Genomic DNA, 25,890 nt, shown 5'->3' with positions numbered 1-25,890 from the left:
GCCGATGCTTCAGCGATTGTGGAAGCGGTTGCCGAATCCCCGATGTCGGAAGAGCTGACCGCTTTTGCTGGCGCGATCGCCCAAAGTTTAGTGCGAGCTGAAATCACTGCCAAGGGGATCAACAATCAAGAAGGAAAGATGACAACGGGCAAGGGAGCCGATACGATCACAGCTGAAGCGACCACTCGGGGGGCGACCTTGTCACAAGCAGCCGCTTTTGCTCTGAGCACAGCTCCACCAGACAATCAAGCGGTGGCGCAGGCGGTAGCTGAGGCGGTTGCGGAGACTTCCGACGAAGCAATTGCCATTGACAACACCAGAGGCTTGATTCGGATGGGCAAGGGCGGCGAGACCCTCGAAGCGACGGCGGAAGCCGATGAGCGCGCGATCGCGATTGACAACACCAGAGGCTCGATTCGGACGGGTAAGGGCGGCGAGACCCTCGAAGCGACGGCGGAAGCCGATGAGCGCGCGATCGCCATTGACAACACCAGAGGCTTGATTCGGACGGGCAAGGGCGGCGAGACCCTCGAAGCGACGGCGGAAGCCGATGAGCGCGCAATTGCCATTGACAACACCAGAGGCTTGATTCGGACGGGCAAGGGCGGCGAGACCCTCGAAGCGACGGCGGAAGCCGATGAGCGCGCGATCGCGATTCAAAATCTTCAAGGTGTGATTCGGACGGGCAAGGGCAAAGATACGATTATCGCTAAGGCAACCGGCACCGAATCGGACGGCATTTATGGCGGCGAGATTTTTACGGGAGCGGGTGCTGATGAACTCAAAGCTTCCAGTTTTGGCGGCGGGGTCAAGATCAAGATGGGAAGAGGACCAGACTGGGTTGAAGGTTTCGGCGACGCGACATTAGATGGCGGTCAAGGTTTCGATACCCTGAGCTTCGGCAGTTACCACAAAAGCGACTTTCAGATTAGTTTCGGCTCTGACAACCATGAGGCTCGGTTTGAGTTTGATGGCATTACCATGGAAACCTATGGATTTGAACAATTTATCTTTGCCGATGGCAATTATAGTGATGATTGGCTCATGGCTTAATCGCAAATGTCTGAAATCAACGGGGGGCAAGACCTTGCCAAAATGGCAACCGTTAGGAAAAATGTGACCCTACGAATTGCGAGGTTAACCCAGCAGAGATTTAAACTGCAACTGCTAGAGAGTGTGATAGAGAAGGTGGTTTAATTCCCCTTCTAGCCAATCTTGAAATAACTGATTCAGAATTTCCTCCCGCCTCTTGGGGGTTAATTCGGGGGGAATAACCGCTTCGATCATAAAAAGGTGATACCCTTGTTCGGTTGAAAGAGGACCGACGATTTCCCCGATGGTAGCTCCAAAGACAACTGGGGCAATATCAGCTTTTAAACTGCGATGGTTGACTTTACCTTGATAACCGCATTGCAGTCGGCGTCGTTCATCAATGTCGTAGAGGTGGGCTGCTTCATAAAAACTGATTTCTTCTTCTTCCAATTGATAATAAACTTCCCAAGCGAGTTGCTCGTAAGGGAGGATAATCTGATAGAGGATAAATTGTTCAAAATCAGCTCGATGTTGAGCAAAATACTTGTCGACTTCTGCCGCAAATAAATGCTCGGATAACTTTTTTGCTAACAGGCGATCCCTGAGCCCTGCTTCCCAATCTTCTGAAGTGATCATCTGTTCTTTTAGCCAATTTAGGGTATCCGAGGCTTTCTCTAAACGCTGTCCATAACGGATACTATCTGCTTCAGTTTGTATTTCTTCGGGAGTAACGGTGATATTTTTCTCTTGAGCAACTTGCGCAATAATTCTTCTGTGCAGTATTTTCTGACAGATTTCCTTGAAAAGCGTTTCTCTTTTCAGAAAGTCAATAATTTCTTTTTCTTCAATAGTTTGGCCAGAGAAATTAATCATTATTAGCTGTTTTTTCTATTACGACTGAGACAAAAAGTATGTAAAAAAGCACCTCACACTTCAATATTGTAAAATTTGACACTAAACACCAAGAAAAATTGCTGTAAATTTAATTGATATTCACTAGAGTTTTGGCACGACTTTTCTTCTCTTGCTTTTTAGACTGATTGTTGGTATCACTTTTTTCCTGATCTCTACTTTTACAACAGCAATTCTCTTTCAGTAAACGGTTATAAGTTCGGTAAGGAATGTAGTGTAAGGGATTGTAACCAGCAAAACTCAAAATTAAAACGCAGGCCCATGAGTATTTCCCCTCTATAATTGCCCCAACAATCTGATTAAACTGTTCTGTTGTCATTGCTCTATCACCTTTAATATTTAAACAATTTGGTCGAGAGCTTATTGCTTTCGTTCCTTTGAATTGATCTGGTAAATCATTTTTCATGGTTCTAACAGCCTAAGTCTGGTCAACGAAACATTAAGGTTTGTTTTGGCAAAAACCAACGATTTTATTTTGTAGTAATACTTTAATCTAGTTGAAATTTCTTTAGACTTACTTTTTTAGTGCCTAACTTCATTTCTGTTTTCAGTAGCAATCGCAATTCTATTTGGTGTTTGAATTATTTTTTTGCTTTTTGTAGATTGATTTCAGAAAGAATATTCGGATCTTTAAATGAAAGTCAGGGGCTTGGTATTACTAGAGGCAATATTGATTCCGTTTACTTTGAACTTATCAAATTTGAAGTCATTTTTGTTATTTTTTGAATTTTTTTAACATAATTGAATATCACTTTTCTCTATGAAAAGTGGCTTTTTTCAAATCATTTATAAATTGATGCCATCTTTGTGAAGTTGCCGAAATGGATCGAATAAAACATCGATAATGCGACGGCGACGAATAACAATATCAGCCGTGGCAGTTTGACCCGGTTTGAATTTGATCCTTTCTCCGTCTTCACTAACATGGTCGCGATCAAGCTTAACTTTTACACGATAGGCTGCCCCCAACTGCTGGTCAACTTTAGTATTCGAGGAAATTGAGATCACTGTACCCGAGACAATGCCATAATCCTGAAAAGGATAGGCATCTAACTTGACTTTCACGGTCATTCCTTCTTCGACAAAACCGGCTTCTCGGTTAGGCAAGAGGGCAGAAAGCACTAAGGGAGCTCCTTGAGGCGCAATTTCAGCGATGGTCTGGCCCGCCTGAACCACTTCTCCAACATTTTCAAGGTTCATTGATAGGATCATCCCATCGACAGGAGCTTTCAGGAATCGCTGCTTTAAACGGGTACCGGCGCTAACCAGGAGATTTTGGGTTTCTGCTATTTTGGCGTTGAGGTTAGTTATTTCCATTTCCAGTTGGTTAATTTGCTGCTGGGTTTCTAACTTATTCCTGGTGGCTTCTGCTTGTTTTTGGTCTAGACCGGCTTGCAGCTTTTCCGCTTCTTTTAAGGCTGTGGCAAGATTACCTTCACTCTGACTAATGCGACTCTTAACCTCTCGCAAGGACTGTTCAGCTTGAAAAATTTGCTCTTCCGTACTGGTCAAATTTTGTAGTTTGGTTTGCATGAGTCGTTGCTCAGTATCGCGCAATGCTTGTTCCCCTTGAAAGACAAATTCTTGAGAAATTGCCCCTTCTTCCTCCAACAGCTTTAGCTTCTGAAGACGCTCCTGGTGGGCAGCAATCTCAGTTTTGAGTTGAGCGATTCTCTCTTGGTCGATCGTCGTAATCGGTTGGAGTCGGGCTTGTTTTTCTTGATAGGCATTGCGCTCCAAGCGCAGTTGAAACAAGAGTTGGCGGTTGGTAGTGATTTGATTCTGAGCCTGAGTAACGGCTAAACGCTGAGCAAGAACTTCTGCCGCAGCGATCGCCGCTCGGGTTTGGGCTTCCAATTGTAATCTCTCCAACGAAGTTTGCTGTTGCGCCAAGTGATCTTGGTGGGAACTCAGGAGTTGCTCAAGCCGTTCTACCTCTTTTTTCGCGAGTTCCGTATCCAGTTCAAACAGAACTTCACCGGCTTTTACGGTTTCTCCTTCCTCTACTGCCAATTTAGTCACTTTCCCCAATTCCACCGGATGAACTTTATACGGCTCGCCTTGTGGCACTAATTTTCCCTTTGCCTTGCCAATTTCTTCAATTTTGCCAAACCATGCCCAACTGCCAAAAACGATGCAGAATACTATCCCCCAAGCCATTAAATGTTGGGGAAAGGTTGCTGGGGGTTGGTCTAACAGAGAATGGACGGCAGTTGACCAAGAGGTGGTTTGTTTTTCCGGTGTTTCTGCTGGACTCGCTTCAATTCCATCTACGGAATTATCTACAGAAGCCGAGCCGTTCCGGATTTGATGTTGCATGGAAAACATTCATACTTCTCTTCTTATTTAAGTGTATTTTCCTCTAATATAATTATTTTTTTTGCCAATTTGGCATTTTTTTTAGTTAACTTTTATGACATAAAACCTGAGCTAATGCTGACTCAGATTAACGGGCTCATAACTCATCCTTAACTTGTTTAAGAAGATTAATGTTTTTCCTTAGAGAGGTAAATTATCTTGTATACTGACAAAAGCTACATCTAGAACCTTTCAAAAAAGCGTAAAGTCTTGATGATATAAATTTCAGGGTTACGTGTTTAAACAAAATTCATGATCAGTTTTGAGTTACCCATTATTGGTGCTTAGATCACTAAAACTCTCTCTAATTGGCTCTCAAATCCTGAAATCGCTTCTGTACTGAGTAATTTAATTTTATGCAAATATTAGATGATATTAAATAATATTATTTAATTTTTTTCTTACGCAAAAATATTTGGAATAATCGTAAAAAATAAACAATGAAGCAAGATTTTAGTATGCCAAAGCATTCTTTTTCTATTCCAACTGATCAACAAGAGAAATTGATTTTGATCATTTCTCGACAGTTAAAAATCCCTTCCACAGAACCAACTCTTAGAAATTTCAGTTACGCGTTTGAACTTGTCGATTTACAACTTGGGGATACCTTAAATTGTACTCCTAGTGTTAGAGAAGATGCGGTTTTTACGGAATCAAATCCTCAGTATTTCTACATAATTTGTCAAGGGCGAGTGCGACTGTTAAGCTTTAATGCGGAAAAAGAGCTGCAAGTTTCTGTCCAATTGCTTAGTGAGGGCGATACCTTTGGCGGAGATGCCTCCTTTGGGGCAACGAACTTCCCTTATCACGCCATCGCCGCTGACCCAGCGGTGCAAGTGGCAAGAATGCCCTTAGAACAGCTCCGATCTCACCTCCCTCAGTTCCCTGAATTAGAGTCTCAATGGCAGCAAATTGCCCAACAGCGCCAGTGTTTAATCTTTTTCAAGACGCTAACTGACTGGTCGTCACTTCCGAGTCACCGGTTGCAAGAAATTACTACCTACCTCATCAAACAAGAAATCTCTGCCGGAGAGTCTCTCTCGCAAGCCGCTCCCCCAGAGGCAGGACGCTTCTGGTTGTGTCGGGGCCAAGTGAAAGTGCAAGGGCAACCCCTTCCCCTCGGAAGTGCTTGGGGATATCCAGAGACAACCTCCTTTGACGGGGTGGCTCAAAGCGATCTGTGGGTCTATTACCTCCCCAAGGCGCATTGGGAAGCCATTATGCCACTGCTGACTAGCAGCTTGCTCAACCACCTCTCCCCCGATCAACCGCCCGATGAAGTGAACGGACATGACCTCGGAAGTGACCGATTACGGCGCCGTGTCACTAGAGAACCTACTCTGAGCACCAGCCAGACTCTCCAGCAACCTCCTTCTTCTGCATCAGCAAAGCCTTCTCCCGACCCAAGCGTCGGGACTCAATTGCCAGCAAAAGAAGAAGCCGTTGACTTTCCCCAACCAATCAAACGCCGTCGCCGGCTTGCCAAAGGCTATCCCTTTGTCGGACAACATAGTTCCTCCGATTGCGGAGCCGCTTGTTTGGCCGCGATTAGCAAATATTGGGGCAAAAACTTAAGCCTCAATTCCTTGCGAGAAGTGGCAGGAATTGGGCTGACCGGAGCTTCTCTCAAAAATTTAGCCAAAGCAGCCGAAAGTGTGGGCTATCAAGCACGACCGGTCCGAGCGAGTTTTAGCCGCCTTGTCACCCAAAAAAATCCTTGGATTGCTCATTGGCAAGGGGATCATTATATTGTCGTCTATCAAGTCAAGCGCGATCGCGTTGTTGTCTCTGACCCGGCACGAGGACTGCAGACTTTGTCTCGCTCCGAATTTCTCGGTAGTTGGACCGGATATGCTCTACTGCTCGATCCCACAGAACGCTTGTATGAAGCCCCCGAGCAGAAAAGATCTCTTGGCCGGTTTATGAAGCTCCTCTGGCCCTATCGCTCTTTGGGCTTGCAAATTATTGCGATCTCGGTGCTGATTCAAGTTTTTGCCCTGATTAATCCTCTGTTTACCCAGATTATTCTGGATTCAGTAGTCGTTAATAAAAGCATGACGACCCTAAACATTTTTGCACTGGGAGCATTGCTATTTGGCATATCGAGTCTCGGTTTGTCTTCTGTTCGCCAATACTTACTGAGCTATTTGACCAACCGTCTCGATCTGACTGCGATCAGCGGCTTTATCAACCATGCGCTGAGACTTCCGCTCAAGTTTTTTGAGTCTCGCCGCGTGGGAGATATTATTACCCGAGTCCAGGAAAATCAGAAGATTCAGCGCTTCTTAATCGGTCAGGTGATGTTATCGTGGTTAAATTTTGTGACTGGCTTTGTCTACCTGGGTCTGATGCTTTATTACAACTGGCAACTAACGCTACTGGTGCTGGGTTTAATTCCCTTTATTGTGATCTTGACTTTGGTGGCAACGCCTTTGCTGCGGCAGGTCTCGCGAGAGCGGTTTAATGCCGCCACCGATCAAAATTCCACCTTGGTCGAAATGATGACGGGAGTGGCTACAGTTAAAGGAGCAGGGAGCGAGCAAGAATTGCGCTGGCGCTGGGAAGAACGCTTGACCCATCAGTTAAATATCCGCTTTAAAGGTCAGAAACTAGCGATCAACTTAGGAATGCTTAATGGGCTGATTAATGCAATTGGCGGTACCGTTTTATTGTGGTATGGTGCCAGCTTGGTCATCAATGATCACCTCACTATTGGTCAGTTTGTCGCGTTTAATATGATGAAAGGTCAAATCATCAGTCCTGTCCTTGCCTTAGCCGGTCTTTGGGATGAACTGCAAGAAGTACTAATCTCCGTTGAAAGACTGAATGATGTCTTTGAAACCGAACCCGAAGATCCAGTGGGAGTTTCAAAACTCGTTTTACCCACCTTACAGGGGGACGTGCGTTTTGAAAACGTGACCTTTCGCTACGATACCGAAGAAGAGCATAACGCCCTCCAGAATATTTCCTTTACCGTGCAAGCTGGACAGACAGTGGCTATTGTCGGTCGCAGCGGTTCCGGAAAGTCGACTTTGGTCAAATTGCTCCAGGGCTTGTACTATCCGACCAGTGGCTACCTCTGGGTTGATGATCATGATATCCGGCACGTGGAAACGCACTCCCTGCGTTCGCAATTGGGCGTCGTCCCTCAAGAGTGCTTCTTGTTCTCAGGGAGCATCCTCGAAAATATTACCCTCTACCGACCGGAATTCACCTTAGAGCAAGCGATTGAAGTGGCTAAGCTGGCAGAAGCCCATGCTTTTATTCAAGCGATGCCCCTTGGGTACAATACAAAAGTTGGGGAACGAGGCACCAATCTCTCAGGCGGACAGCGACAGCGGATCGCGATCGCGCGTGCTTTGTTGGGAAATCCGCGCATCCTGATTTTGGATGAAGCAACCAGTTCTCTTGATGCGGAAGCAGAAAGACGATTTCAGCGTAATCTGGAACGGGTCAGTCGCGATCGTACCACGTTTATCATTGCCCATCGACTCTCAACCGTGCGCAATGCTGACTTTATTATCGTGCTCGATCGAGGTCTTTTGGTTGAACAAGGCACTCACCAAGAATTGATGGCACAAGAAGGACTCTACTATAATCTGGCCCATCAGCAACTCAATCTGTAACCTCCTTCTTCCCTAATACTTCTCGGTTAAGCTTCTTCATTGATTAGTAGGGATTGAAAAGGGTAAAGGAGAAAGGGATCTAGCGCTACGCGCTGGGGAAATGAGAAAGGGCAAAGGTTCAAGGGATATATCCCTTGAACCTTGTCCCCTTAACCTTGAACCTCACCGAAAAAGCCAAACTTGTTAAACGAGAAGTATTGCTTGGGTTCGGGTCGCCGTTAGTTTTGACAATTTGGCAACATTGCTCTAAACATTTCTTCTATTCTTCGTTTTAGCTCTATTGAGTCGCGTTATGAATACAATCATCGAAAAGAACAAGATATGCTTAATAATTTTGTTGACGCCCTCGGCGATATTATCTTTTTCGACTATAGCCACGAGCCTTCTCGCACGAGTGTGGATGCCTTTGCCGATACCCTAGCTGAAACGGATGAAACCATTGCTGAAGCTGAGGCTGAAGCTTTTTTTGCTAATTCGGGTTTATCAGAGCTGATTAGTCAAAGTACGGGTGCTAGTACAGAAGGCGCTTTTGCCGGCAGTGCTGCTAGCGAAACCCAAATTGTTGCTAGCTTCTCGGTCGAAGCAGGAGACATTTTTTCTTTCGATTTTTCAGGAGATTTATTCTTAGAAGCGAAAGAAATTGAAAACCCTGATGCCGAATATAACCAAGCTCAGTTAAACCTGGGGTTCTTGCTTCTAGATACTTCCGATATCAATCATATTAAATTATTAGATTACGCCACCTTTGGGGCAGACTTAATTACCTCTGAGCAAATTGGCAATTTAGACATTAATTTTAGCGATCACTTTACCCTAAATGATGATGCTACTTTGAAGGATGTTGATGGCAACAACGAAATTGACTTTATTTCTAGTACCCCCCTAGGCACTTATGAACGTACTTTTGACAATGACATTGATCTCACCCTCCTTAAAGTTAATGAAACAGCTGTTGCGTGGTTGGGAGACACTTTGCTCGGTAATCTCGGCTTAGATTTTACCTACGGTACAATCTGGGATGACCTTTGGTTCGGCAGCCAACAAGATGAAGAGTATTACGGAAGTTTGGGTGATGACCGTTTGTTTAGCCAAAATGGAAATGATACGATCTTAGCGGGATTGGGTAATGATACTATCTATGCCGGTAATGGAAATGACCGACTTGAAGGGGGTTCAGGAGATGATATCCTCAGTGCCAGTAATGGTGACGATGAACTTTTAGGCGGTTCGGGGGATGATATCCTTAAAGCGAGTAATGGTGATGACCGACTCGCAGGCGGTTCGGGAGATGATATTCTTAGAGCCAGCAATGGCAACGATGAACTTTTAGGCGGTTCGGGAGATGATATTCTCACAGGGGGGTTTGGCATCGATGAATTTATTTATGAAACGTCCGAAGCCTTTAACTCTGATCAAGTGGGTGTGGATTTAATTACCGATCTAACCGTCAACACAGATCAGATCATCCTGAGCCAGAATACTTTTACCAGCCTGAGTGCAACCCTAGATAATTTAATCGATCCTAATGAGTTTGAAGTAGTTGCTAATGATAATCTTGCTGCGATTAGCAAAGCTTTGATCACCTACAGTCGTGGTACCGGCAATCTCTTCTATAATCAAAATGGTTCCGAGGAGGGATGGGGGGAGGGAGAACACTTCGCCACCCTAGAAAACATTCCGACTTTGAGCGCTACCGACATCAGGCTGATCTAATCCCATTTTTCAAAAACCCTGAGAGAGATGATTGACCAAAAAGCCTGATGTTCAATTTTTTATCGCTGTCAAGCCTCTCGCTATTAAGGAAAAGGTAGTCCTTTCGAAGTAGTGATAAGATTGAATCGTTAATTTTCCCCGTTCTTGATTAGTTACTTCTTAGGATAATTTTTGATTCCCTATTCCCTTAGACTAGAATTTGTGTCTCACAACCGACGCCTAATTGCTATAGCCCGCTTCTGTCACTTTCCGATTTCTCTGATGAAGAAAATCAAGTCGAATGACCATATTCTGGACAATCTGGACTTTGACTATAACATTTTTACCCCCTTGAGGGTTTGAGCCAATTGATCTGAAGAAAAGTACGCGCGATCGCGCAATCAGAAAAGGCTTCGGAAAATTGAATTGATTTTTCTGTTCGGAGACTGACAGAACAGGGATAGTCATCATTAATCATCTGGAAACTGCCAACAGCGAATTTGTTCTAAGTTGTTGCTACCACACTTGCTACAGGTCACCTCTTCTTGAGAGTCCACCCACTCTTGGCCACAGTCTCGACAGTGACAGAAGATATTGTTTTGGTTGGCACGTTCGATTTTACGCTGCCATTGCTGAATTAGATTATTAATTTCCGTCATTGTTATTTACGCTACAGCTAAAATGGGATACTGGAGAATGCGAAAAAGCTTTTTAACTAAAAATCATAATGGATTTAATTGCGCTACAACATCAACTGGATAATCTTTCTTTTTTAGTGCTTTTCCTGACCATGCTGACTTATTGGGTAGGCACGGCTTTCCGTAACCTGTCATTTCTTCACCCCTTAGGCACAGCAGGAATGGCAATCGGGAACTTCTGTATTGCGGGTTTACTCGGTGCGCGGTGGATCGAAGCGGGCTATTTTCCCATTAGTAATTTGTATGAATCTCTCTTTTTCTTAGCTTGGGGAGTGACAGCGGTTCATTTAGTCGTGGAGTTGAGTACTCAAAATCGTCTTCTTGGGATTTTTAGTGCGCCCTTGGCAATGGGAATTACGGCGTTTGCCGCCTTGAGTTTGCCACCGGAAATGCAGTCGGCTGAGCCTTTAGTGCCCGCTTTAAAGTCCAATTGGCTAATGATGCACGTGAGTGTCATGATGTTAAGTTATGCCACACTGATGGTCGGTTCTCTCCTCGCGATCGCGTTTTTAATCGTGACCAAAGGTAATTCAGTGCAACTTCAAGGCAGTTCCTACGGTACGGGAAATGAGCGCCTCCGTGCGATCAAAAGTCAAACCGAATTTGCCACCGCGACCGCAACATCCAGTTCAAGTAACACCCAAACCGCTGTTCTAGATCGATCACAAACAAGTAACCAAACCCAGCTATCCCCACAACGACTCAACTTAGCACAAACGTTAGATAACTTGAGCTATCGTGTGATTGGTCTAGGATTCCCCCTACTCACCATTGGGATTATTGCCGGTGCAGTTTGGGCAAATGAAGCCTGGGGGTCATACTGGAGTTGGGATCCTAAAGAGACGTGGGCATTGATTACTTGGCTCGTTTTTGCGGCTTATCTCCATGCGAGAATTACTAAAGGATGGCAAGGCAGACGACCCGCAATTTTAGCCAGTACCGGCTTTGTTGTCGTTTGGATCTGTTATTTGGGCGTCAACCTACTCGGGAAAGGGTTACATTCCTATGGCTGGTTCTTTTAAGAGTAATCAGCGACCAATTACAGAAGGACAAATGACCAATGACGAATGACCATCGCCTGGACAGATTTTCATGCAAGAGTTCATAAAACTCTGCGTCAACGCCAATTGCTACCGAAACAAGCTCGGATTTTACTCGCTGTTTCCGGTGGACAAGATTCCCTTTGTTTGTTGCGATTACTCTTGGATTTACAAGCGAAGTGGCAGTGGGAGTTAGGGGTTGCTCATTGTGATCATCGTTGGCAAAATGATGCGGGAATGGCGGATCATGTGCAGCAATGGGTTCAAGGATACCGCATTCCCTTTTTTCGACTGACAGCAGCCACTCCTGTTACTGAAACAGAAGCCAGTGCCCGTTCATGGCGTTATCAAGTGTTAAGAGACTGTTGCCAAGATCATGAATACAATTACCTAGTGACAGGGCATACGGGCAGCGATCGCGCGGAAACGCTACTCTATAATTTAATCCGAGGCAGTGGGAGTGATGGCTTACAAGCACTGACTTGGCAAAGATCACTGACAGAAAACATCTCTCTAGTTCGTCCCTTACTCAATTTTTCTCGCTCTGAAACACAACAATTTTGCGAACAGTTTCAACTGCCCGTTTGGGAAGATGCGGCGAATGAAAATCTCTCCTACGCTAGAAATCGCCTACGACAGCAAATATTGCCTCAACTTAAAGAACATTTCAATCCCCAAGTTGAGATGGCGCTTGCTCAAACTGCAGAAATTCTACAAGCTGAAACTGAGTATCTGCAAGTACTGGCAACTGATCTATTTCAAAAAGCCTCTCTAGAAACATCAGGGTATTCTCTCGCTCGTGATTCACTGCAAACGGTACCCCTCGCCCTACAACGGAGAGTAATGCGTTTATTTTGGCGACAGCATTTTCGTCAGTCTCCAACGTTTGAGCAAGTTGAAGCATTAGTCTATTTAATTAATGCCCCGAATAAAAGCCGTACCGCTTCGTTTCCTGGTAACATTTATGCAGAAGTAGAGCAGAACTTAATTGTTTTGAAAAGATAAACTAAGATAAACTGGCAAGTAATTCTTGTACCTGTGATAATTGATTTTGTTGTTCTGATACATTAATATTTTCAATTGCTTCAGCAATCGTATTGAGTTGTTGATGAATCTCCTGTAATTTCTTTTCCTGAAGATGTAAAATTTCTCCCTTCACTTCAACACGAGTTAATCGTTCAGTCGCTTCTTTTTGTGTTTCTTGCCAAGTCAATTCTAAAGCTTCAATTTCACTTCGAGTTTGGTCACACTCTTTTTGTTGCTCCTTGAGCTTACTTTCTAATTCTTGAACTTGATTGTGTAAAGTTTGTAATTCTTCATTCACTTGGTGATATTCATCTTCACTATAGTCACGCTGGTGATCAACTTTATTAAAAATTGGACTTAAATCCACTTTTTGAATTTCTGGTTCCCAATCGCTATCCCCTTGACGACGCGTTAAAATAATCCTATATTGCTCTATAATGTCTTCCCTTGACATTAAATTTCGGCGTTGACCCACTAAAGTTTTTTCTAAAAAGCGGTAGCGATCTTCTTCTTCGGCTAATTCATTTTGAATATTTTCTTTGTCACTGCTACGAGCTTGCTTTAATTGTTCTTCTAGCTCACGAACGCTTTGTAATTGGTAATCTAACTCTTCTTCTTGATCTTTAACAAAAGAAACAGCCTGCTCAAAGGACTCTTGCATGGTATTCAACTCTTCTTCTAGTTGTTCGAGCGGCATTGCTTCTAAGGATTGGAGATCTACGTCTTGGTTAATTTTTAATTGTGGCGAGTTGATGACTAAGCGAGACAAAATATCTCTAACTTCACTTTGTTTTTGTAATTGAGCGCTTAAATAAGTAACGATTTGCTGCTTCGTGTCGATTTGGCTTTGAGCAGTTGCTAAGCACTGCTGGGTTTGGAGTAAATTTCCTTGTTGTTCTTGCAATTGCTGGCGAAGGTTTTTTAATTGCTCGCTGAGTTGGCGGGCATCATTTTGTCGTTGTTCAGCCTGTTGACGTTCTCCTTCTAGTGTTTTTGATTGTTCTTTAATGGCTTGGGTTTGCTGTTGGACGACAGTTTGAGCCGAATTGAGCGGATTCTTTGTTGCTTGCGCCGTTGTGATCGCGCCTTCGATTTGTTGGATCAATGCACGCAAAGATTCCCCTTGTTCTGGGCTTAGCCCTTGTTTCCCTTTTAGTTCTTCTTGTTGGGTTTCTAGGCGCTGTTGTTCTCCTCGTAGTTGTTCCCAAGCCCCTTCTAACTCAGTGCGATCGCGCTCCCATTGTTCTCTTAATTGCTGAATTTCAGTTCGTTCTTGCTCTAACTCACTCAGTTCTTCTTCTTTTTCTTCAATTCGGACTTCAGCTTCGTGTAATTCATTCTGGCGTCGGTTCAATTCTTGTGCTTGAATGGTTAAAGATTGCTTCCACTCTTCAATCTCTTCCTCTTGCCCTCTCGTCTTTTCCACTTGCCGAGAAAAGGTTTGTAATAAATTAGCGACCCTTGGTCCTGCTAAATCTAATGTCCCTTGTACTTGACGATTCGGTCCCAAATTAACTGTGACGATTACTCCTTCTGCAAATTGCTGTGTGACATCATCAGTGGAGAGTATGTCTTCTCCTGGAATAGCGCTCCAACGGTTATCATTTTGTTGACAAGCCAGTAAATGAAGAACGGTTTTCATCCCGCCCATAAACGCTTTTGTCTGTTTCTTCACTTCTGCAATATACAGCACGACCCTAATCCTCTTTTTTATGTTTTACTCACTTGGCTTCTGCTAAATTTTACATACCGTGAATCCGTTTTTGTAGGAAAAGACATCAGGGATACAACAGGCAATGGGATTGATCTTAACTTACTTTCATAATTTAGGTGGACAAGCCCTAGTTTTTTCAATCTCTCTCTAGCAGAATGAATTTCGTTATTAATTTTGCCCTTCGGTCACTGATAGGAGTTTTCACTAAATCTTATGTATGGTAGCTTGCATGAATTTGATATCCGTAGCTTATTAGAGTGGATTGAGCGTGGTCAATACACCGGACAACTCTTAATCGAAACGACCTCAGCATTTCCCAGTCAAAACCAATCTTCTCCCACTGGCACTAAGCCTTCCTTTTGGTTGCTCTTTTTCAGTAAGGGACAACTGACTTATACAATTAACCAAAATCACCTCCATTTACAACGTTTACAAGATTATCTTCGTCGCTATCAAGTAGAAGCAACTGTGGAATATTTACCAAAAATTGAGAATATTCCTTTGCCCATCGACTCTTTCCAGACAACAGGAAGAGTTTTACCTGAATATAACTATTTATGGGTCCTTCTTGAGCATCAGATTCTGACTTCTGAACAAGCCATACAGATTCTTGAGCATATTGTGCATGAAACCTTATTTGATTTATTAAGTTTAAATCAGGGACACTTTATTTTTGAGCGTAAAACTGTGCTCCAACCTCAGCTTGCTACGATTGAAGTCACTCCAAATTTAAGACAAGTAACACGAGAATTGCAACAATGGAAACAGCTTTATCCCTATATTACTTCTCCGGAGCAATGTCCCCTGATCATCAAGACAAATGAACTCAAGCAAGCCTTGACTTTTTCTGCCTATCGTAGCTTAGCTGTAGCGTGTCAGGGTCAACTCTCATTACGGCGAATTGCTCGTTATCTCAATAAAAACTTACTGACCATTAGCCAAGCACTTTATCCCTACATCCAGCGAGGCTGGTTACAACTGTTGGCAGAAGAAGAACTTTGGACAGAGTTGAGTGTTGATTACTCGACAATCGATCAATCCCCTTCCTCTAATCAAGTTGTTTGCATCAATGAAGAAAAGCAAGTTAGTCAACAAATTAAAGATATTTTAAAATCTCAAGGATATACTACTACAATCATTGATGATCCCATTTCAGCACTCAGTCTGGTTGCGCGATCGCAGCCTTGTCTAATTTTCTGTGCCTTAGAGATATCTACTTGGTCGGGGGAACAACTGAGCTATAGTTTAAGAAATATTCCAACGTTGGCAACGACACCGATTGTTCTGTTGATTCCAGAAACTTTGGATCCGCTTCGTTTGATCAGAGCCCAGCATTTAGGAGTAACCAGTTTTTTAGCACAACCCATTACTGAAACCGATTTGCTAAAAATTTTACATGAATATGGTCAATAAACTAGATATAGATCACAATATATAATGATTTAAAGAAATCTAGTTACATTTTCTATCATCACAACCGTCCAAATTCCATTAGAATCGGATTAAAATGAAACACCAATCTTAGTCACAGTTTAAGCCCGTAGTAAGGACACACAATTATATGAGTACTGTTTTAGTCGTTGAAGATAGTGTAACCCAGAGACAGATGATTTCCGATTTACTAAAAGGGAGTGGGTTAAATGCGTCTGTCATCAGTGTTGGGGATGGAGTGGAAGCCTTAGAACAAATTAAAACGCAACCACCTGATATCGTTGTTTTAGATATTGTCATGCCTCGGATGAATGGCTATGAAGTCTGTCGTCAAATTAAGACTGACCCTAATACCGAAAATGTCCCGGTTATTATGTGTTCTTCTAAAGGAGAAGAATTTGATAAATACTGGGGAATGAAACAAGGCGCGGATGCTTATATTGCCAAACCGTTTGAGCCCACAGAACTAATCGGCACGATTAAGCAGTTGCTAAGGGGATAGAGTGAAATTGTAATGACTAATCCGGCAGAATTTAATGAAAACGCCTCAATCTCTTCTTTTAATCCAGAAGATGACCTGAGTTCAGACCTCCAGTCATACGAACCGCCAGAAGGAGAATTGCATTTACGACTTCATCTTCCTTCGCAAACCGAACTCGCAATTCCCGCAACTGGCATTCGAGAAGTTGTCTCCCAATCCCCAAACTTAATTACGCCGATTCCTAATGCTTCTGTCCTCTTATTGGGTACAATGAATCTCCGAGGACAAGTGATTTGGGTTGCTGATTTAGGAAAGTTTTTAGGAGACCCTGGCGTCTTAACAACTGAGCGATCTGAAATTCCTGTTATTACAATCGAAGAGCAAGAAATGATGATGGGACTAGCAGTCGAGAAAATTACTGGTATGGAATGGCTTGAACCAGAAGAATTAGAACTTCCCAGTAACTTATCTGATGAAATGGCTCCTTTTATTAAAGGAGAATGGGAACTCGACAATTCTTCTTTACTCTTACTCAATCCTTCAGCAATTTTGCGTTCAGCGCGGTGGGCTGCCTAAAAAAAATACTCAGTTTCGGGAGAAAACTGAGTCTAATTTATTTAGGATAAAGTTAAGCTGGAGAGGCGGTCTTTACCCTCTTATAAAATTCAAAAAAATCATCTCTCCTGAGAAAAATTTATTATTAAATAGCAAATTGGGAGGCACAACGGGAAATGGCATCAAGGACCCACAAAAACCAACAAGAATATGAGCGAGCCAAGACGGCTTATATCACAGACAACTATGAAGAGGCAGCAGAAATCATTGAAAAGTTAGTTCAGGAGTCACCCAATGATCCAGAATTTTTACTCCTGAGAGGTCATATTTATTGTTATTTTCAAAACCTTGAAGGCGCTAAAGAACAATATAATTTAGTGATTCAAAACACCGACAACGAAGATTATATTGAATGCGCTAATTCCGGGTTGGAAACAGTTGAGCAATGGGAAAGAGAAGGAGTTGAAAACTTTTCTGCTGCATCAACTCAAGCACCCGCAACCACAAATACCAGTCAATGGTCGACAACCTCAACAACGCATATCGTTCAATCTGGATCTGACGGAGAAGATATAACGGAGATTTGGTCAGAGGAAGAAAACTCAGAGTTTGAAGACGATGAAGATGAATATACAGGGGATTTAAGTCAGGATTTAGCAGATCCTTTTGATGAGGCTCCTGCCAACGCTACGACAGAAGGAGAACCAGTCAATCCCTTTACTGAGTTGTCAGAAGATGAAGTGACTGCTATTTCTGCATTAAATGATGATTTTGATGAAGAAGATGAAGAGGTCACTAATTTAGAAGCATCAGACATGACCAACTCATTTCATTCTCAAGACTCGCAAAATTTAGAGAATCAAGCTCCAACTCGCTTCAATCATAGTACTGGTTCTACTAGTGGCAATGATGATTCACAAAATCAAGGCACGCTTCTTTCGCATACTCAAAACGCTGCATCAGCATCATTTTCAGAAGGGGATAGTACAGATGCTAGCTTGATTGAGGAAGAATTTGACTTTGATCAATATACTGATGATGAAGACTTTCTAGAAGACGGGGAAGATGATGATTTGCATACTTTTGGTTACATACAACCCCAGCCAACAGAACAGTCTGCTAATTTGAGTGAGGGTCACACGAAATCCTCCGGCCAAGGGGGGTCTTCTGGTGCTTTTTCGCAAAATCAAGAAAGTCCTCAGGGTCACGATCACGAAACAGTAACCAGCCAAGAAACCCTTGATGCCTTTTCAGAGGAAGAGAGCGCAATCTTAACTGATGAAAATCATACAGGTGGCGGTCAAGGCTTATTTGCCAGTTCTCCTGAGCAAAGGCAAGGTGCTGAATTATTTAATACGGCAGAGACTCGTGAAGTAGGGGCAGATCGCTCGTTAGATGGCAGCAGCCAAGATGACGAACCTGTTGTTGAACAGGAACAAGGGTCACTTGCCTTTTTAGAAAATGCTTCTTTAGCGAAAAAACAAAAAATCTTCTCGGGTGCTGTGGGAATTGCCTCTGCTGTAGTAGTTGCCGTAGGAAGTTTTGCTCTATCCACAGTTGGAGAAAATAAACCGACCTTTTTGGGTAACTTGGTCAAATCAAGTGCAGTTGGATTAGTGGGAGGTGCTGCTAGCGGTGCCGTTACTTGGGTAATGGGTGGTGTGGTCGTTAAGCAAATTAAACGTTCTACTAGCGATTTACAAGCACAGTTATATGCCGTTCAGCAAGGAAATCTTGATGCGAAAGCCACAGTCTATTCTCAAGACGAATTTGGGCAATTGGCGTCCGGTTTCAACCAGATGACGCGAGTGGTCTCTACAACAATGAATGAAGCCCAACGCAAAGCCCAAGAACAAGAACAAGCAAAAGAAGATTTACAGCGTCAAGTGATTCGCTTACTCGATGATGTAGAGGGGGCAGCCCGAGGAGACTTAACGGTTCAGGCGCAGGTGAGTGCCGACGTTCTCGGTGCAGTTGCTGATGCCTTTAACTTAACCATTCGTAGTCTCCGTACAATTGTACAACAGGTGAAAGAAGCGGCTCGACAAGTGAATGAAGGGGCAGCGGAAAGTGCCTCTTTTGCCGGCGGATTATCGGAAGATGCCCTGCGACAAGCCGAAGAGTTAGCCGTCAGTTTGAATTCAGCACAGATGATGACAGAGTCCATTCAACGGGTTGCGGATAATGCCAAAGAAGCGGAATCGGTTGCTCGTACTGCCTCAGAAACAGCACTCAAAGGAGGAGAAGCGGTGGATAGTACCGTGGCTGGGATTCTCCAAATTCGAGAAACCGTGGCGCAAAGTACCCGCAAAGTGAAGCGTCTTGCCGAATCTTCTCAAGAAATTTCTAAGATTGTTTCGGTCATTTCCCAAATTGCCACTCGGACGAACAACTTAGCCTTAAACGCCTCCATTGAGGCAGCGCGTGCGGGAGAAGCCGGACGGGGCTTTGCCGTAATTGCTGATGAAGTCCGACAGCTTGCTGACCGTTCAACGAAGTCTTTGCGGGAGATTGAAAAAATTGTACTGCAAATTCAAAGTGAAACCAGCTCGGTGATGATTGCGATGGAAGAAGGAACCCAACAGGTAATTGAGGGAACAGAACGGGCGGAACAAGCCAAAAATGCCTTGGAAGATATTATTCAAGTTTCTAATCGCATTGACTCTCTTGTCCAGTCGATTACGGCTGATACAGTGGAACAATCAGAAACCGCTCAATCGGTAGCGCAGGTGATGCAATCGGTAGAAATGACAGCACAAGGAACCTCTCAAGAATCGCAGCAGGTTTCAACTGCACTCCAAAATTTGGTAAGTTTAGCGGGGGATCTTTTGGCTTCGGTGGAACGATTCCGCGTTAATCCTGAAGATAAATAGAATCACTAATCAAATGACGTTGAAAACCGGGTTAGGGTCATGGGTGCAGCGGGTCGTGGCAGCACTATTTTTAGGGGGACAACTCCTGTTACACTTACAACCCCACAAAATTCATCGTCGCAATACCTTAGAACAAATGGCGGTCGTGGGTCCTGATTCCCTTGTTATTGCTTTGATTACAGCAAGTTTTGTCGGTATGGTATTTACGATTCAGGTGGCACGGGAGTTTATTAATTTTGGCGCGGGAACCGCTGTCGGAGGGGTGCTCGCGATCGCGCTAACGCGAGAATTGGCACCGGTTTTAACCGCAGTGGTCATTGCGGGGAGAGTTGGCTCTGCTTTTGCTGCTGAAATTGGTACCATGCAAGTAACTGAACAAATTGACGCCCTTTATGTTCTCAAGACAGATCCAATCGAATATTTGGTCATTCCCAGGATGATTGCCTGTTGTACAATGTTGCCTATTCTCACCATTTTATCGCTAATGACAGGGATGGCAGGAGGGTTACTAATTGCAACCACTGTCTATAATCTCTCCGATACGGTTTTTTTAGATTCGGCTAAAAATTTTTTACAATTGTGGGATTTAGTCAGTGCCTTGATTAAAGCTAGCGTTTTCGGCGCTTTAATTGCAATTATTGGTTGTAGTTGGGGGTTAACCACCACCGGTGGGGCAAAAGGAGTGGGACAATCGACAACAACGGCAGTTGTCACTGCCTTATTAGCGATTTTTATTGCGAATTTCTTATTATCCTGGCTGATGTTTCAAGGGGCAGGCAGTGCGTTTCAAGGAGTTTCATGAGACGATAGAAAAAATACTAGATATGAGGTTTATTAATCATGACATCTTCTCCTTCTACCTCAAAAACGATCACGTTATCTCCTGATTATCGGTTATCACTCGCTGTTTTCGTGATTGGGCTGGCTTTGATTTTCCTGGGCAATACCCTTGTCTTCAGCAGCAAAATTTTGGCTTTGGTTGGAGTTATTTTAGGCATAATTATTAGTTTGTTTTCATTTTTCTTGATGTTACAAACGGTTATTATCAGACTCGCTTTTACGGAAACTTCGCTTGAGGTTTATCGTTCCGAAAAACGAATCCGCCAATTTCCTTATGAGGATTGGTCAAATTGGAAGATTTTTTGGCCGTCTGTCCCGATTTTGTTTTACTTCCGCGAAGTTAAAAGTATTCATTTTGTTCCCGTTCTCTTTAGTCCCAAACAATTAAAGCAGTGTTTAGAAGAAAAAATAAAACTTGATCGTTCAGAAGCAATCCCTAATTCACGATAAAAATAATAAATAATAAAAGTAATTCATTTATGCCAATTGAAGAATCTAACTCTCCCCAACCCATTGATCAAAACCGGAAAAATATTCATGAACAAGCCCTGTTGAAAACCAATCAACAGGACTTTCCTGCAGTGGATTTAAGCGCTGATTTAGAACAGTTACAAGCCCAAAAAGCACAATTAGAACAAGAAATTAAAACCCTAGAAGCCCAAAAACAACAACGTATTGCCGAGGAAACGGCTGCTGTCAAGCGCGCGATCGCGCAAATGATCCAACAGGGTGTGCAAGAACTAGAAGAAAAACGGCAAAATTTGCAACAGTCGGTTGAGCAGTTAGAACGACGGCGCGATCGCGCGACCGAAGAAATGCGCACTACTTTTGCCGGGGTTTCTCAAGAACTAGCAGTACGAGTGCAAGGCTTCAAAGACTATCTCGTCGGAAGTTTACAGGATTTAGCGGTTGCTGCTGAACAACTCGATTTACCCAGCTTAGAAGAACCCGTTGCCGAAGAAAATCCGCTACCGGCTACACCGCCACCGGAACCGAAAAAGGCTTTCCCACAATTTGCCCAACAAGAATGGGAAGAAGAAGCTCGACAAATTCGGACCTTACTCGATCAATATCGAACTTTTCCCGATTATTATGGTCCCCCCTGGCAATTACGGCGGACGTTTGAACCGGTTCATGCCGATCGCGCTCAGGAATGGTTTTTCACCCTAGCAGGGAGAGGGACAATTCCTACAATGGGGAGTCGTTTACAGAATATTTTAGTGGCTTCTGCGATTATTGCTGTGTTGCGAGAGCTGTATGGAGAACAGTTGCGCACCCTGGTTTTAGCAGATTCCCCGGAACGATTAGGGGAATGGCGTCGTGGGCTACAAGATTGTTTAGGTATTTCTCGGAGCGATTTTGGACCCAATCGGGGAGTGGTCTTGTTTGAAAGTCCAGAATCACTGGTTCAGAGAGCGGATCGTATTGTCGAGGATGAAGATCTACCATTGATTATTATTGACCAAAGTGAAAATGAAGTGGATCTTTCTTTACTGCAGTTTCCGCTATGGCTAGCGTTTGCCAAAGATTTTCAAGATTCTCCGAGTTATGACTTTTGATCTTTGAAAGAAAACTGGGTGAGGAAGCGAAAGGGAGAAAGGACAAAGGGATTGAAGCAGTTCCTTGATCCTTTTTCCCGAATCAAGCTTTTCCCCGGGCTCGTTGTCTTTTTTTAGGCGGAAAGAATCTGGTCATCAAGGGAAAAATCAATCTCGGCTTCGTGACGATTTTGAGCGAGATAATCTTTTTCAAAAGATTCTTTTAAGCCGCTAATTAAATCGTATTGGGGTTGCCAACCTAAATCCATTTTTGCCTTACTAATATCGGCAAAAAAGTGTTGCGTTCGTAAGGGAAAGGCTTTCTTTTTACCAAAGTCAAAATCCTTAGGATTATAGTGAGCTAACTTTAAATGATCGGGAGATTTTCCAATCGCTTTTGCACAAGCGCGAGCAATCCCATTAAAAGTAACATAACGTTCGCCTGAAATATTATAAACTTGTGCCAAGGCTTTTTTATTCCCTAAAATTGATGCCATGGCATAGGCTAAGTCTTGGACATGACCCAGTTGAGTCATATGTTCGCCATGACCGGGAATCGGAATTGCGCGATCGCGCACAATCCGATCAAAAAACCACGCTTCCAAATCATTATAATTCCCTGCCCCATATATATAAACCGGGCGCACAGAGGTCCAAGGAACCCCCATTTCACTTAAATAGGTTTCTGTATCATGTTTTCCTTTGTGGCGACTTTTCGGATCAATCGCATCCGCTTCATAGTGAGGCATTTGATCCGACTTTAAATAAACCCCTGCCGAACTAACATAAACAAAATGTTCAATTTGATCCTTAAATAACTCTACTAAGGGTTGTGTATCACTTAATTCTCTTCCATTATTATCAAAAATGGCATCAAAACTTGCTGTTGCCAACCTTTCTTTGAGTTGTTCTGGATCTTTTCTATCACCATGAATTTCTTTCACCCCCTCAAGAGGAGAGGGTTTATTCCCTCGATTAAATAAGGTTACTTCATGTCCTTGTTCGACTAAAATTTTAGTTAGGGCAACCCCAATAAAACGGGTACCACCCATGATTAAAATCCGCATTAGATTTGACTCCCTTTAACACAAGCAATCATCATTTTATTGTCTCATCCTTTTTGAAGCACAGGGAGAATTTATCAAAAAGACAAATGTCGTTTCGCCATGAACTCTATCTGTCAGCGAAGACGTCTGCGCTGAGCATTGGTTAAGATGATAATAATATTGTGATGACTCACATTGCCTCCAATCAACTGATGCAACCCACTTATTATTTAATTAAGAAACGACAGGCTTGGTGGAAACGAAAATTCCGTTATGTCTATCTGCGAATTATTCGCTTACGTAGTACGACTCCCGCGATCGCGCGTGGGTTAGCAACGGGTGTCTTTGCAGGCTTATTTCCCTTTTTTGGGGCGCAAACCATTCTTGGCGTTTTCCTGGCGATTCTCGTGCGGGGAAATAAGTTAACTGCGGCTGTGGGCACTTGGATTAGTAACCCCTTTACCTATGTTCCCATTTATCTGTTTAACTTCAAAGTGGGACAACTTCTCCTGGGAACCCATGAGTTATCAACAGATGTCGATTGGACATCGACGACAGAGTTACTGCAAGCCGGACAAGTTTTTGCCGTGACCCTACTTTTGGGTTGTACCGTTGTCGGCGCGATCGCTGCTATTATTGCTTATTTTCTTGGCTTATGGCTCATTCCTCGCCTCAGAAAACACTCAAGGTAGCGACTCACAACCCCTCACTTGTAGCAACATGACAGTCATTGAAATTTTATCCGCTGCAGAAATTAGACGCTCGATTACGCGGTTAGCCTCCCAACTCCTAGAAAAAGCCAGTGACCCTTCAAAGCTAATCCTCTTAGGGATTCATACCCGTGGTGTTCCCCTCGCCCAACGTCTCGCCCAACAAATTGAAACCTTAGAAGGCATCACGGTTCCCGTGGGCGCCTTAGATATTACTTTTTACCGGGATGATCTCGACCAAATTAAGACCCGCACTCCTGCCAGAACTGACATTCCCTTTGATCTCACCGACAAAATTATCGTTTTAGTGGATGATGTAATCTATAAAGGTCGTACCGCTCGCGCTGCCCTGAATGCAGTCACCGAATATGGGCGACCAGAAGCAATTTGGTTGGTGGTATTAGTAGATCGCGGACATCGCCAACTCCCAATTCATCCCGACTTTACCGGGAAAAAGCTACCCACCGCTAATGAAGAACAAGTGAAGGTCTATTTAGAAGCTTTAGATGGGCGAGATGCAGTGGAACTGACTAAGTCCTGAATGATTCAACTGTTGGCTATAGGTGAATGCTCAGTCTACCCTGGTACTAGCGGGTAAAGTTTTCAAGAATTGCTCTGTCAGATCAATGAGCTCATACACAGATTCTTGCGTCAGTTGGGGGGTTTTGAAGCCATGAGCAATCGCGTTACGTAATGAGAGTGCATTCATCAGTACCTGATACTCAGTTCGAGAAATCGCACCCTCACTCACTAGTTGTTTCACTAGATAAAGTGGATCGAATCTTTGTAAACTCAGTTTCTCTTGCTCTGCAATCAGCCTTAAAGTTGCTTCAACTAAAGACCAACAATAGAGAATTGCTGATTCTGGATGTTGTTTGGCAAGTTGCTTTGCTAGGTCTAGTCTTGTTTCTATTTCAGGTTTCTGAAGAGACCTTTCCGCTTTTGATCCATAAGTAGCATCCTCGGGATTAGTCATCACCCACTCAAATCGCCAACCAGGATGTTTTTCTACAACTTGGGCTAGATTACGTAAATATTGTGTAGAAGAATAATCAAGAGAAGAGCGTGAGGTAACTTTAACGATCACAGATTCATTTTCGTGTCTTGCTATCAAGTCAGGGCGATAACCTTTAAGAAAATCAGGTAGATCCTCAGGATTGGGATGAAAGGAAACTTCGTACCCCTTGTTACGATATTCCTCTGCGAGTTGCAGTAATCTCTCTCTTTCTAAATTCGCAGTTGGGGTTACCATCAGATAAGTACCTCTTGATCAGGAGCATCCATGACGACAATATGAAGGAATTCATTTCCCCGAGAAAAGCCTTCGGCAAGGGTGGGCGTCATATTTTCTACTTTAAAGTTACCTGACAAATTTCTCTTCCTGACCAGAACATCAGTTACTTGATCATCATCAATATAAGCTAATCCAATTATGGCATCTTGAATTGGCTTGACGATATTGTCCACATCGATTGCAATGGCATCGTAGAAATAGGTCACTTGAAGCATAATCGGACCAGTGGCTACTTTTTGCTCTGGTGAACAACATTTTTCAGCCTCTTGCCGTACTATGCTCTTCCAAGCTCGAAGACGCTCACGCCGGCGAGTCTGTTGTGAGACTGGCGGACCATCTACTATAAACTCGAATCTCGTCAATGCACTTTTAGGTAGAAGGTTATGAGTTATTTTATATGGCTGTCACTACTCTACCTACATCCTGAACCGAGTGGCAGAATAACTAATAGTTAGCTGTATGGAGATTCTAGAGTAATCCAAGAAAATGATCATCCAGTAGCTATAGGCTGCTTAGGGAAATTTCAAGACATTATGGATGGTTTATTTGTTGCAGCACTCCTATGAAATACGCTCCTATAAACTTCAAAGATAAATTCGCTAAATTTCATGAGCATTGGTCTCCTAGAGTTATTGCTGAGATGAATAATTACCAATTCAAGTTGGTTAAATTACAAGGCGAATTCGTCTGGCACAAGCACTCCGATACTGACGAAGTATTTATCGTCGTTGATGGCGAGCTCGACATCGAATTTTGGGAGGGCAAAGTGACTTTCGAAGCCGGAGAAATGTACGTTATTCCGCGAGGGGTCGAGCATAAACCCTCTGCGAAAGACGAGTGCAAGATAATGCTCGTCGAGCCAAAGGGTATCGTAAATACGGGTGATACGGGCGGTGAGTTAACGGCAGAGAATGATGTTTGGGTATGAAACAGCTAAAGATCACTATAAATATTCATCATCTAATTATCCCTAGCGAATGAGCCGTTACTAGCAACGCATTAAGATACGATAGAGAGTAGAACG

At 43.5% G+C, this 25,890-nt stretch carries 23 protein-coding genes; 15 read left to right on the top strand and 8 right to left on the bottom strand.

What is annotated here, in order from left to right; genetic code table 11:
• Window positions 1-1,053: hypothetical protein (locus GVY04_02220; protein ID NBD14989.1), on the top strand; the 1,053-nt coding region annotated here is incomplete at its 5' end.
• 114 nt (window positions 1,054-1,167) lie between these two features.
• Here the strand turns inward: GVY04_02220 and GVY04_02215 are convergent.
• The 3 genes from GVY04_02215 to GVY04_02205 form a co-directional block, all read right to left on the bottom strand.
• A complete protein-coding gene (locus tag GVY04_02215; GenBank protein NBD14988.1) occupies window positions 1,168-1,905 on the bottom strand; it encodes a peptidylprolyl isomerase in 738 nt (245 codons plus the stop codon).
• A gap of 109 nt (window positions 1,906-2,014) precedes the next feature.
• On the bottom strand, window positions 2,015-2,308 hold the full coding sequence (locus tag GVY04_02210; GenBank protein NBD14987.1) for a HetP family heterocyst commitment protein: 294 nt from the start codon (window positions 2,306-2,308) through the stop codon (window positions 2,015-2,017).
• A gap of 422 nt (window positions 2,309-2,730) precedes the next feature.
• The gene (locus tag GVY04_02205; GenBank protein ID NBD14986.1) at window positions 2,731-4,263 is read right to left on the bottom strand and encodes an HlyD family efflux transporter periplasmic adaptor subunit; all 1,533 of its coding nucleotides are present in this window, start codon (window positions 4,261-4,263) and stop codon (window positions 2,731-2,733) included.
• A gap of 479 nt (window positions 4,264-4,742) precedes the next feature.
• Here GVY04_02205 and GVY04_02200 point away from each other — a divergent pair, with 479 nt between their 5' ends.
• Together GVY04_02200 and GVY04_02195 are read left to right on the top strand one after the other, a co-directional pair.
• The gene (locus tag GVY04_02200) at window positions 4,743-7,928 is read left to right on the top strand and encodes an ATP-binding cassette domain-containing protein (protein NBD14985.1); all 3,186 of its coding nucleotides are present in this window, start codon (window positions 4,743-4,745) and stop codon (window positions 7,926-7,928) included.
• Between the two features lie 321 nt (window positions 7,929-8,249).
• On the top strand, window positions 8,250-9,641 hold the full coding sequence (locus tag GVY04_02195) for a hypothetical protein (protein ID NBD14984.1): 1,392 nt from the start codon (window positions 8,250-8,252) through the stop codon (window positions 9,639-9,641).
• Window positions 9,642-10,090: 449 nt separating this feature from the next.
• On the opposite strand, the gene GVY04_02190 is transcribed toward GVY04_02195, so the two are convergent.
• Window positions 10,091-10,279, bottom strand: coding sequence for a hypothetical protein (locus GVY04_02190; GenBank protein NBD14983.1), 189 nt, complete (start codon window positions 10,277-10,279; stop codon window positions 10,091-10,093).
• A gap of 68 nt (window positions 10,280-10,347) precedes the next feature.
• On the opposite strand from GVY04_02190, the gene ccsB reads away from it, so the two are divergent.
• Window positions 10,348-11,340 carry a c-type cytochrome biogenesis protein CcsB gene (gene ccsB, locus GVY04_02185; GenBank protein ID NBD14982.1) on the top strand — a complete coding sequence of 331 codons (993 nt, stop codon included), beginning with the start codon at window positions 10,348-10,350 and terminating at the stop codon, window positions 11,338-11,340.
• A gap of 45 nt (window positions 11,341-11,385) precedes the next feature.
• Entirely contained in the window at window positions 11,386-12,363 is a 978-nt protein-coding gene (gene tilS / locus GVY04_02180; GenBank protein NBD14981.1) for a tRNA lysidine(34) synthetase TilS, read from the top strand.
• Window position 12,364: 1 nt separating this feature from the next.
• On the opposite strand, the gene GVY04_02175 is transcribed toward tilS, so the two are convergent.
• Window positions 12,365-14,077, bottom strand: a complete 1,713-nt coding sequence (locus GVY04_02175) for a hypothetical protein (GenBank protein NBD14980.1) — start codon at window positions 14,075-14,077, stop codon at window positions 12,365-12,367.
• 234 nt (window positions 14,078-14,311) lie between these two features.
• Between GVY04_02175 and GVY04_02170 the strand changes: the two genes are divergently transcribed.
• From GVY04_02170 to GVY04_02140, 7 genes are all read left to right on the top strand, one after another.
• Window positions 14,312-15,511, top strand: a complete 1,200-nt coding sequence (locus GVY04_02170; protein ID NBD14979.1) for a DUF4388 domain-containing protein — start codon at window positions 14,312-14,314, stop codon at window positions 15,509-15,511.
• 148 nt (window positions 15,512-15,659) lie between these two features.
• Window positions 15,660-16,031 carry a response regulator gene (locus tag GVY04_02165; GenBank protein NBD14978.1) on the top strand — a complete coding sequence of 124 codons (372 nt, stop codon included), beginning with the start codon at window positions 15,660-15,662 and terminating at the stop codon, window positions 16,029-16,031.
• 12 nt (window positions 16,032-16,043) lie between these two features.
• Window positions 16,044-16,586: a chemotaxis protein CheW gene (locus tag GVY04_02160; GenBank protein ID NBD14977.1), complete on the top strand. Its 543-nt coding sequence runs from the start codon at window positions 16,044-16,046 to the stop codon at window positions 16,584-16,586.
• Window positions 16,587-16,741: 155 nt separating this feature from the next.
• Window positions 16,742-19,438, top strand: a complete 2,697-nt coding sequence (locus GVY04_02155) for a HAMP domain-containing protein (GenBank protein ID NBD14976.1) — start codon at window positions 16,742-16,744, stop codon at window positions 19,436-19,438.
• A gap of 1 nt (window position 19,439) precedes the next feature.
• On the top strand, window positions 19,440-20,240 hold the full coding sequence (locus tag GVY04_02150; protein NBD14975.1) for an MlaE family lipid ABC transporter permease subunit: 801 nt from the start codon (window positions 19,440-19,442) through the stop codon (window positions 20,238-20,240).
• A 38-nt stretch (window positions 20,241-20,278) separates the two neighbouring features.
• Window positions 20,279-20,728: a DUF3119 family protein gene (locus tag GVY04_02145; GenBank protein ID NBD14974.1), complete on the top strand. Its 450-nt coding sequence runs from the start codon at window positions 20,279-20,281 to the stop codon at window positions 20,726-20,728.
• 29 nt (window positions 20,729-20,757) lie between these two features.
• Window positions 20,758-21,837 (top strand): DUF3086 domain-containing protein, encoded by a 1,080-nt coding sequence (locus GVY04_02140; GenBank protein NBD14973.1) that lies wholly within the window; start codon window positions 20,758-20,760, stop codon window positions 21,835-21,837.
• A gap of 113 nt (window positions 21,838-21,950) precedes the next feature.
• Here GVY04_02140 and GVY04_02135 read toward each other — a convergent pair whose 3' ends face one another.
• Window positions 21,951-22,883, bottom strand: a complete 933-nt coding sequence (locus GVY04_02135; protein ID NBD14972.1) for an NAD-dependent epimerase/dehydratase family protein — start codon at window positions 22,881-22,883, stop codon at window positions 21,951-21,953.
• Window positions 22,884-23,074: 191 nt separating this feature from the next.
• Here GVY04_02135 and GVY04_02130 point away from each other — a divergent pair, with 191 nt between their 5' ends.
• Window positions 23,075-23,554, top strand: coding sequence for a DUF2062 domain-containing protein (locus GVY04_02130; protein NBD14971.1), 480 nt, complete (start codon window positions 23,075-23,077; stop codon window positions 23,552-23,554).
• 28 nt (window positions 23,555-23,582) lie between these two features.
• The gene (gene pyrR / locus GVY04_02125; GenBank protein ID NBD14970.1) at window positions 23,583-24,113 is read left to right on the top strand and encodes a bifunctional pyr operon transcriptional regulator/uracil phosphoribosyltransferase PyrR; all 531 of its coding nucleotides are present in this window, start codon (window positions 23,583-23,585) and stop codon (window positions 24,111-24,113) included.
• A gap of 30 nt (window positions 24,114-24,143) precedes the next feature.
• Here pyrR and GVY04_02120 read toward each other — a convergent pair whose 3' ends face one another.
• Window positions 24,144-24,824, bottom strand: a complete 681-nt coding sequence (locus GVY04_02120; protein ID NBD14969.1) for a hypothetical protein — start codon at window positions 24,822-24,824, stop codon at window positions 24,144-24,146.
• On the bottom strand, window positions 24,824-25,228 hold the full coding sequence (locus tag GVY04_02115; GenBank protein ID NBD14968.1) for a RusA family crossover junction endodeoxyribonuclease: 405 nt from the start codon (window positions 25,226-25,228) through the stop codon (window positions 24,824-24,826). The genes GVY04_02120 and GVY04_02115 overlap by 1 nt, the downstream gene beginning before the upstream one ends.
• 200 nt (window positions 25,229-25,428) lie before the next feature.
• Between GVY04_02115 and GVY04_02110 the strand changes: the two genes are divergently transcribed.
• Window positions 25,429-25,794, top strand: coding sequence for a cupin domain-containing protein (locus GVY04_02110; protein NBD14967.1), 366 nt, complete (start codon window positions 25,429-25,431; stop codon window positions 25,792-25,794).
• Window positions 25,795-25,890: the final 96 nt, after the last annotated feature.

The organism is Cyanobacteria bacterium GSL.Bin1, assembly GCA_009909085.1.
Classification (GTDB): Bacteria; Cyanobacteriota; Cyanobacteriia; order Cyanobacteriales; family Rubidibacteraceae; genus Halothece.
This window is presented reverse-complemented; position numbering and strand designations above follow the sequence as displayed.

Excerpts from the sequence above, each read along its gene's own strand:
- GVY04_02205 (NBD14986.1), bottom strand. The coding sequence starts at position 4,263 with ATGCAACATCAAATCCGGAACGGCTCGGCTTCTGTAGATAATTCCGTA.
- GVY04_02135 (NBD14972.1), bottom strand. The coding sequence starts at position 22,883 with ATGCGGATTTTAATCATGGGTGGTACCCGTTTTATTGGGGTTGCCCTA.
- tilS (NBD14981.1), top strand. The coding sequence starts at position 11,386 with ATGACCATCGCCTGGACAGATTTTCATGCAAGAGTTCATAAAACTCTG.
- GVY04_02200 (NBD14985.1), top strand. The coding sequence starts at position 4,743 with ATGAAGCAAGATTTTAGTATGCCAAAGCATTCTTTTTCTATTCCAACT.
- GVY04_02145 (NBD14974.1), top strand. The coding sequence starts at position 20,279 with ATGACATCTTCTCCTTCTACCTCAAAAACGATCACGTTATCTCCTGAT.
- GVY04_02110 (NBD14967.1), top strand. The coding sequence starts at position 25,429 with ATGAAATACGCTCCTATAAACTTCAAAGATAAATTCGCTAAATTTCAT.
- GVY04_02130 (NBD14971.1), top strand. The coding sequence starts at position 23,075 with ATGCAACCCACTTATTATTTAATTAAGAAACGACAGGCTTGGTGGAAA.
- GVY04_02190 (NBD14983.1), bottom strand. The coding sequence starts at position 10,279 with ATGACGGAAATTAATAATCTAATTCAGCAATGGCAGCGTAAAATCGAA.
- GVY04_02140 (NBD14973.1), top strand. The coding sequence starts at position 20,758 with ATGCCAATTGAAGAATCTAACTCTCCCCAACCCATTGATCAAAACCGG.
- GVY04_02165 (NBD14978.1), top strand. The coding sequence starts at position 15,660 with ATGAGTACTGTTTTAGTCGTTGAAGATAGTGTAACCCAGAGACAGATG.
- GVY04_02170 (NBD14979.1), top strand. The coding sequence starts at position 14,312 with ATGTATGGTAGCTTGCATGAATTTGATATCCGTAGCTTATTAGAGTGG.
- GVY04_02155 (NBD14976.1), top strand. The coding sequence starts at position 16,742 with ATGGCATCAAGGACCCACAAAAACCAACAAGAATATGAGCGAGCCAAG.
- GVY04_02215 (NBD14988.1), bottom strand. The coding sequence starts at position 1,905 with ATGATTAATTTCTCTGGCCAAACTATTGAAGAAAAAGAAATTATTGAC.
- ccsB (NBD14982.1), top strand. The coding sequence starts at position 10,348 with ATGGATTTAATTGCGCTACAACATCAACTGGATAATCTTTCTTTTTTA.
- GVY04_02160 (NBD14977.1), top strand. The coding sequence starts at position 16,044 with ATGACTAATCCGGCAGAATTTAATGAAAACGCCTCAATCTCTTCTTTT.
- pyrR (NBD14970.1), top strand. The coding sequence starts at position 23,583 with ATGACAGTCATTGAAATTTTATCCGCTGCAGAAATTAGACGCTCGATT.
- GVY04_02120 (NBD14969.1), bottom strand. The coding sequence starts at position 24,824 with ATGGTAACCCCAACTGCGAATTTAGAAAGAGAGAGATTACTGCAACTC.
- GVY04_02195 (NBD14984.1), top strand. The coding sequence starts at position 8,250 with ATGCTTAATAATTTTGTTGACGCCCTCGGCGATATTATCTTTTTCGAC.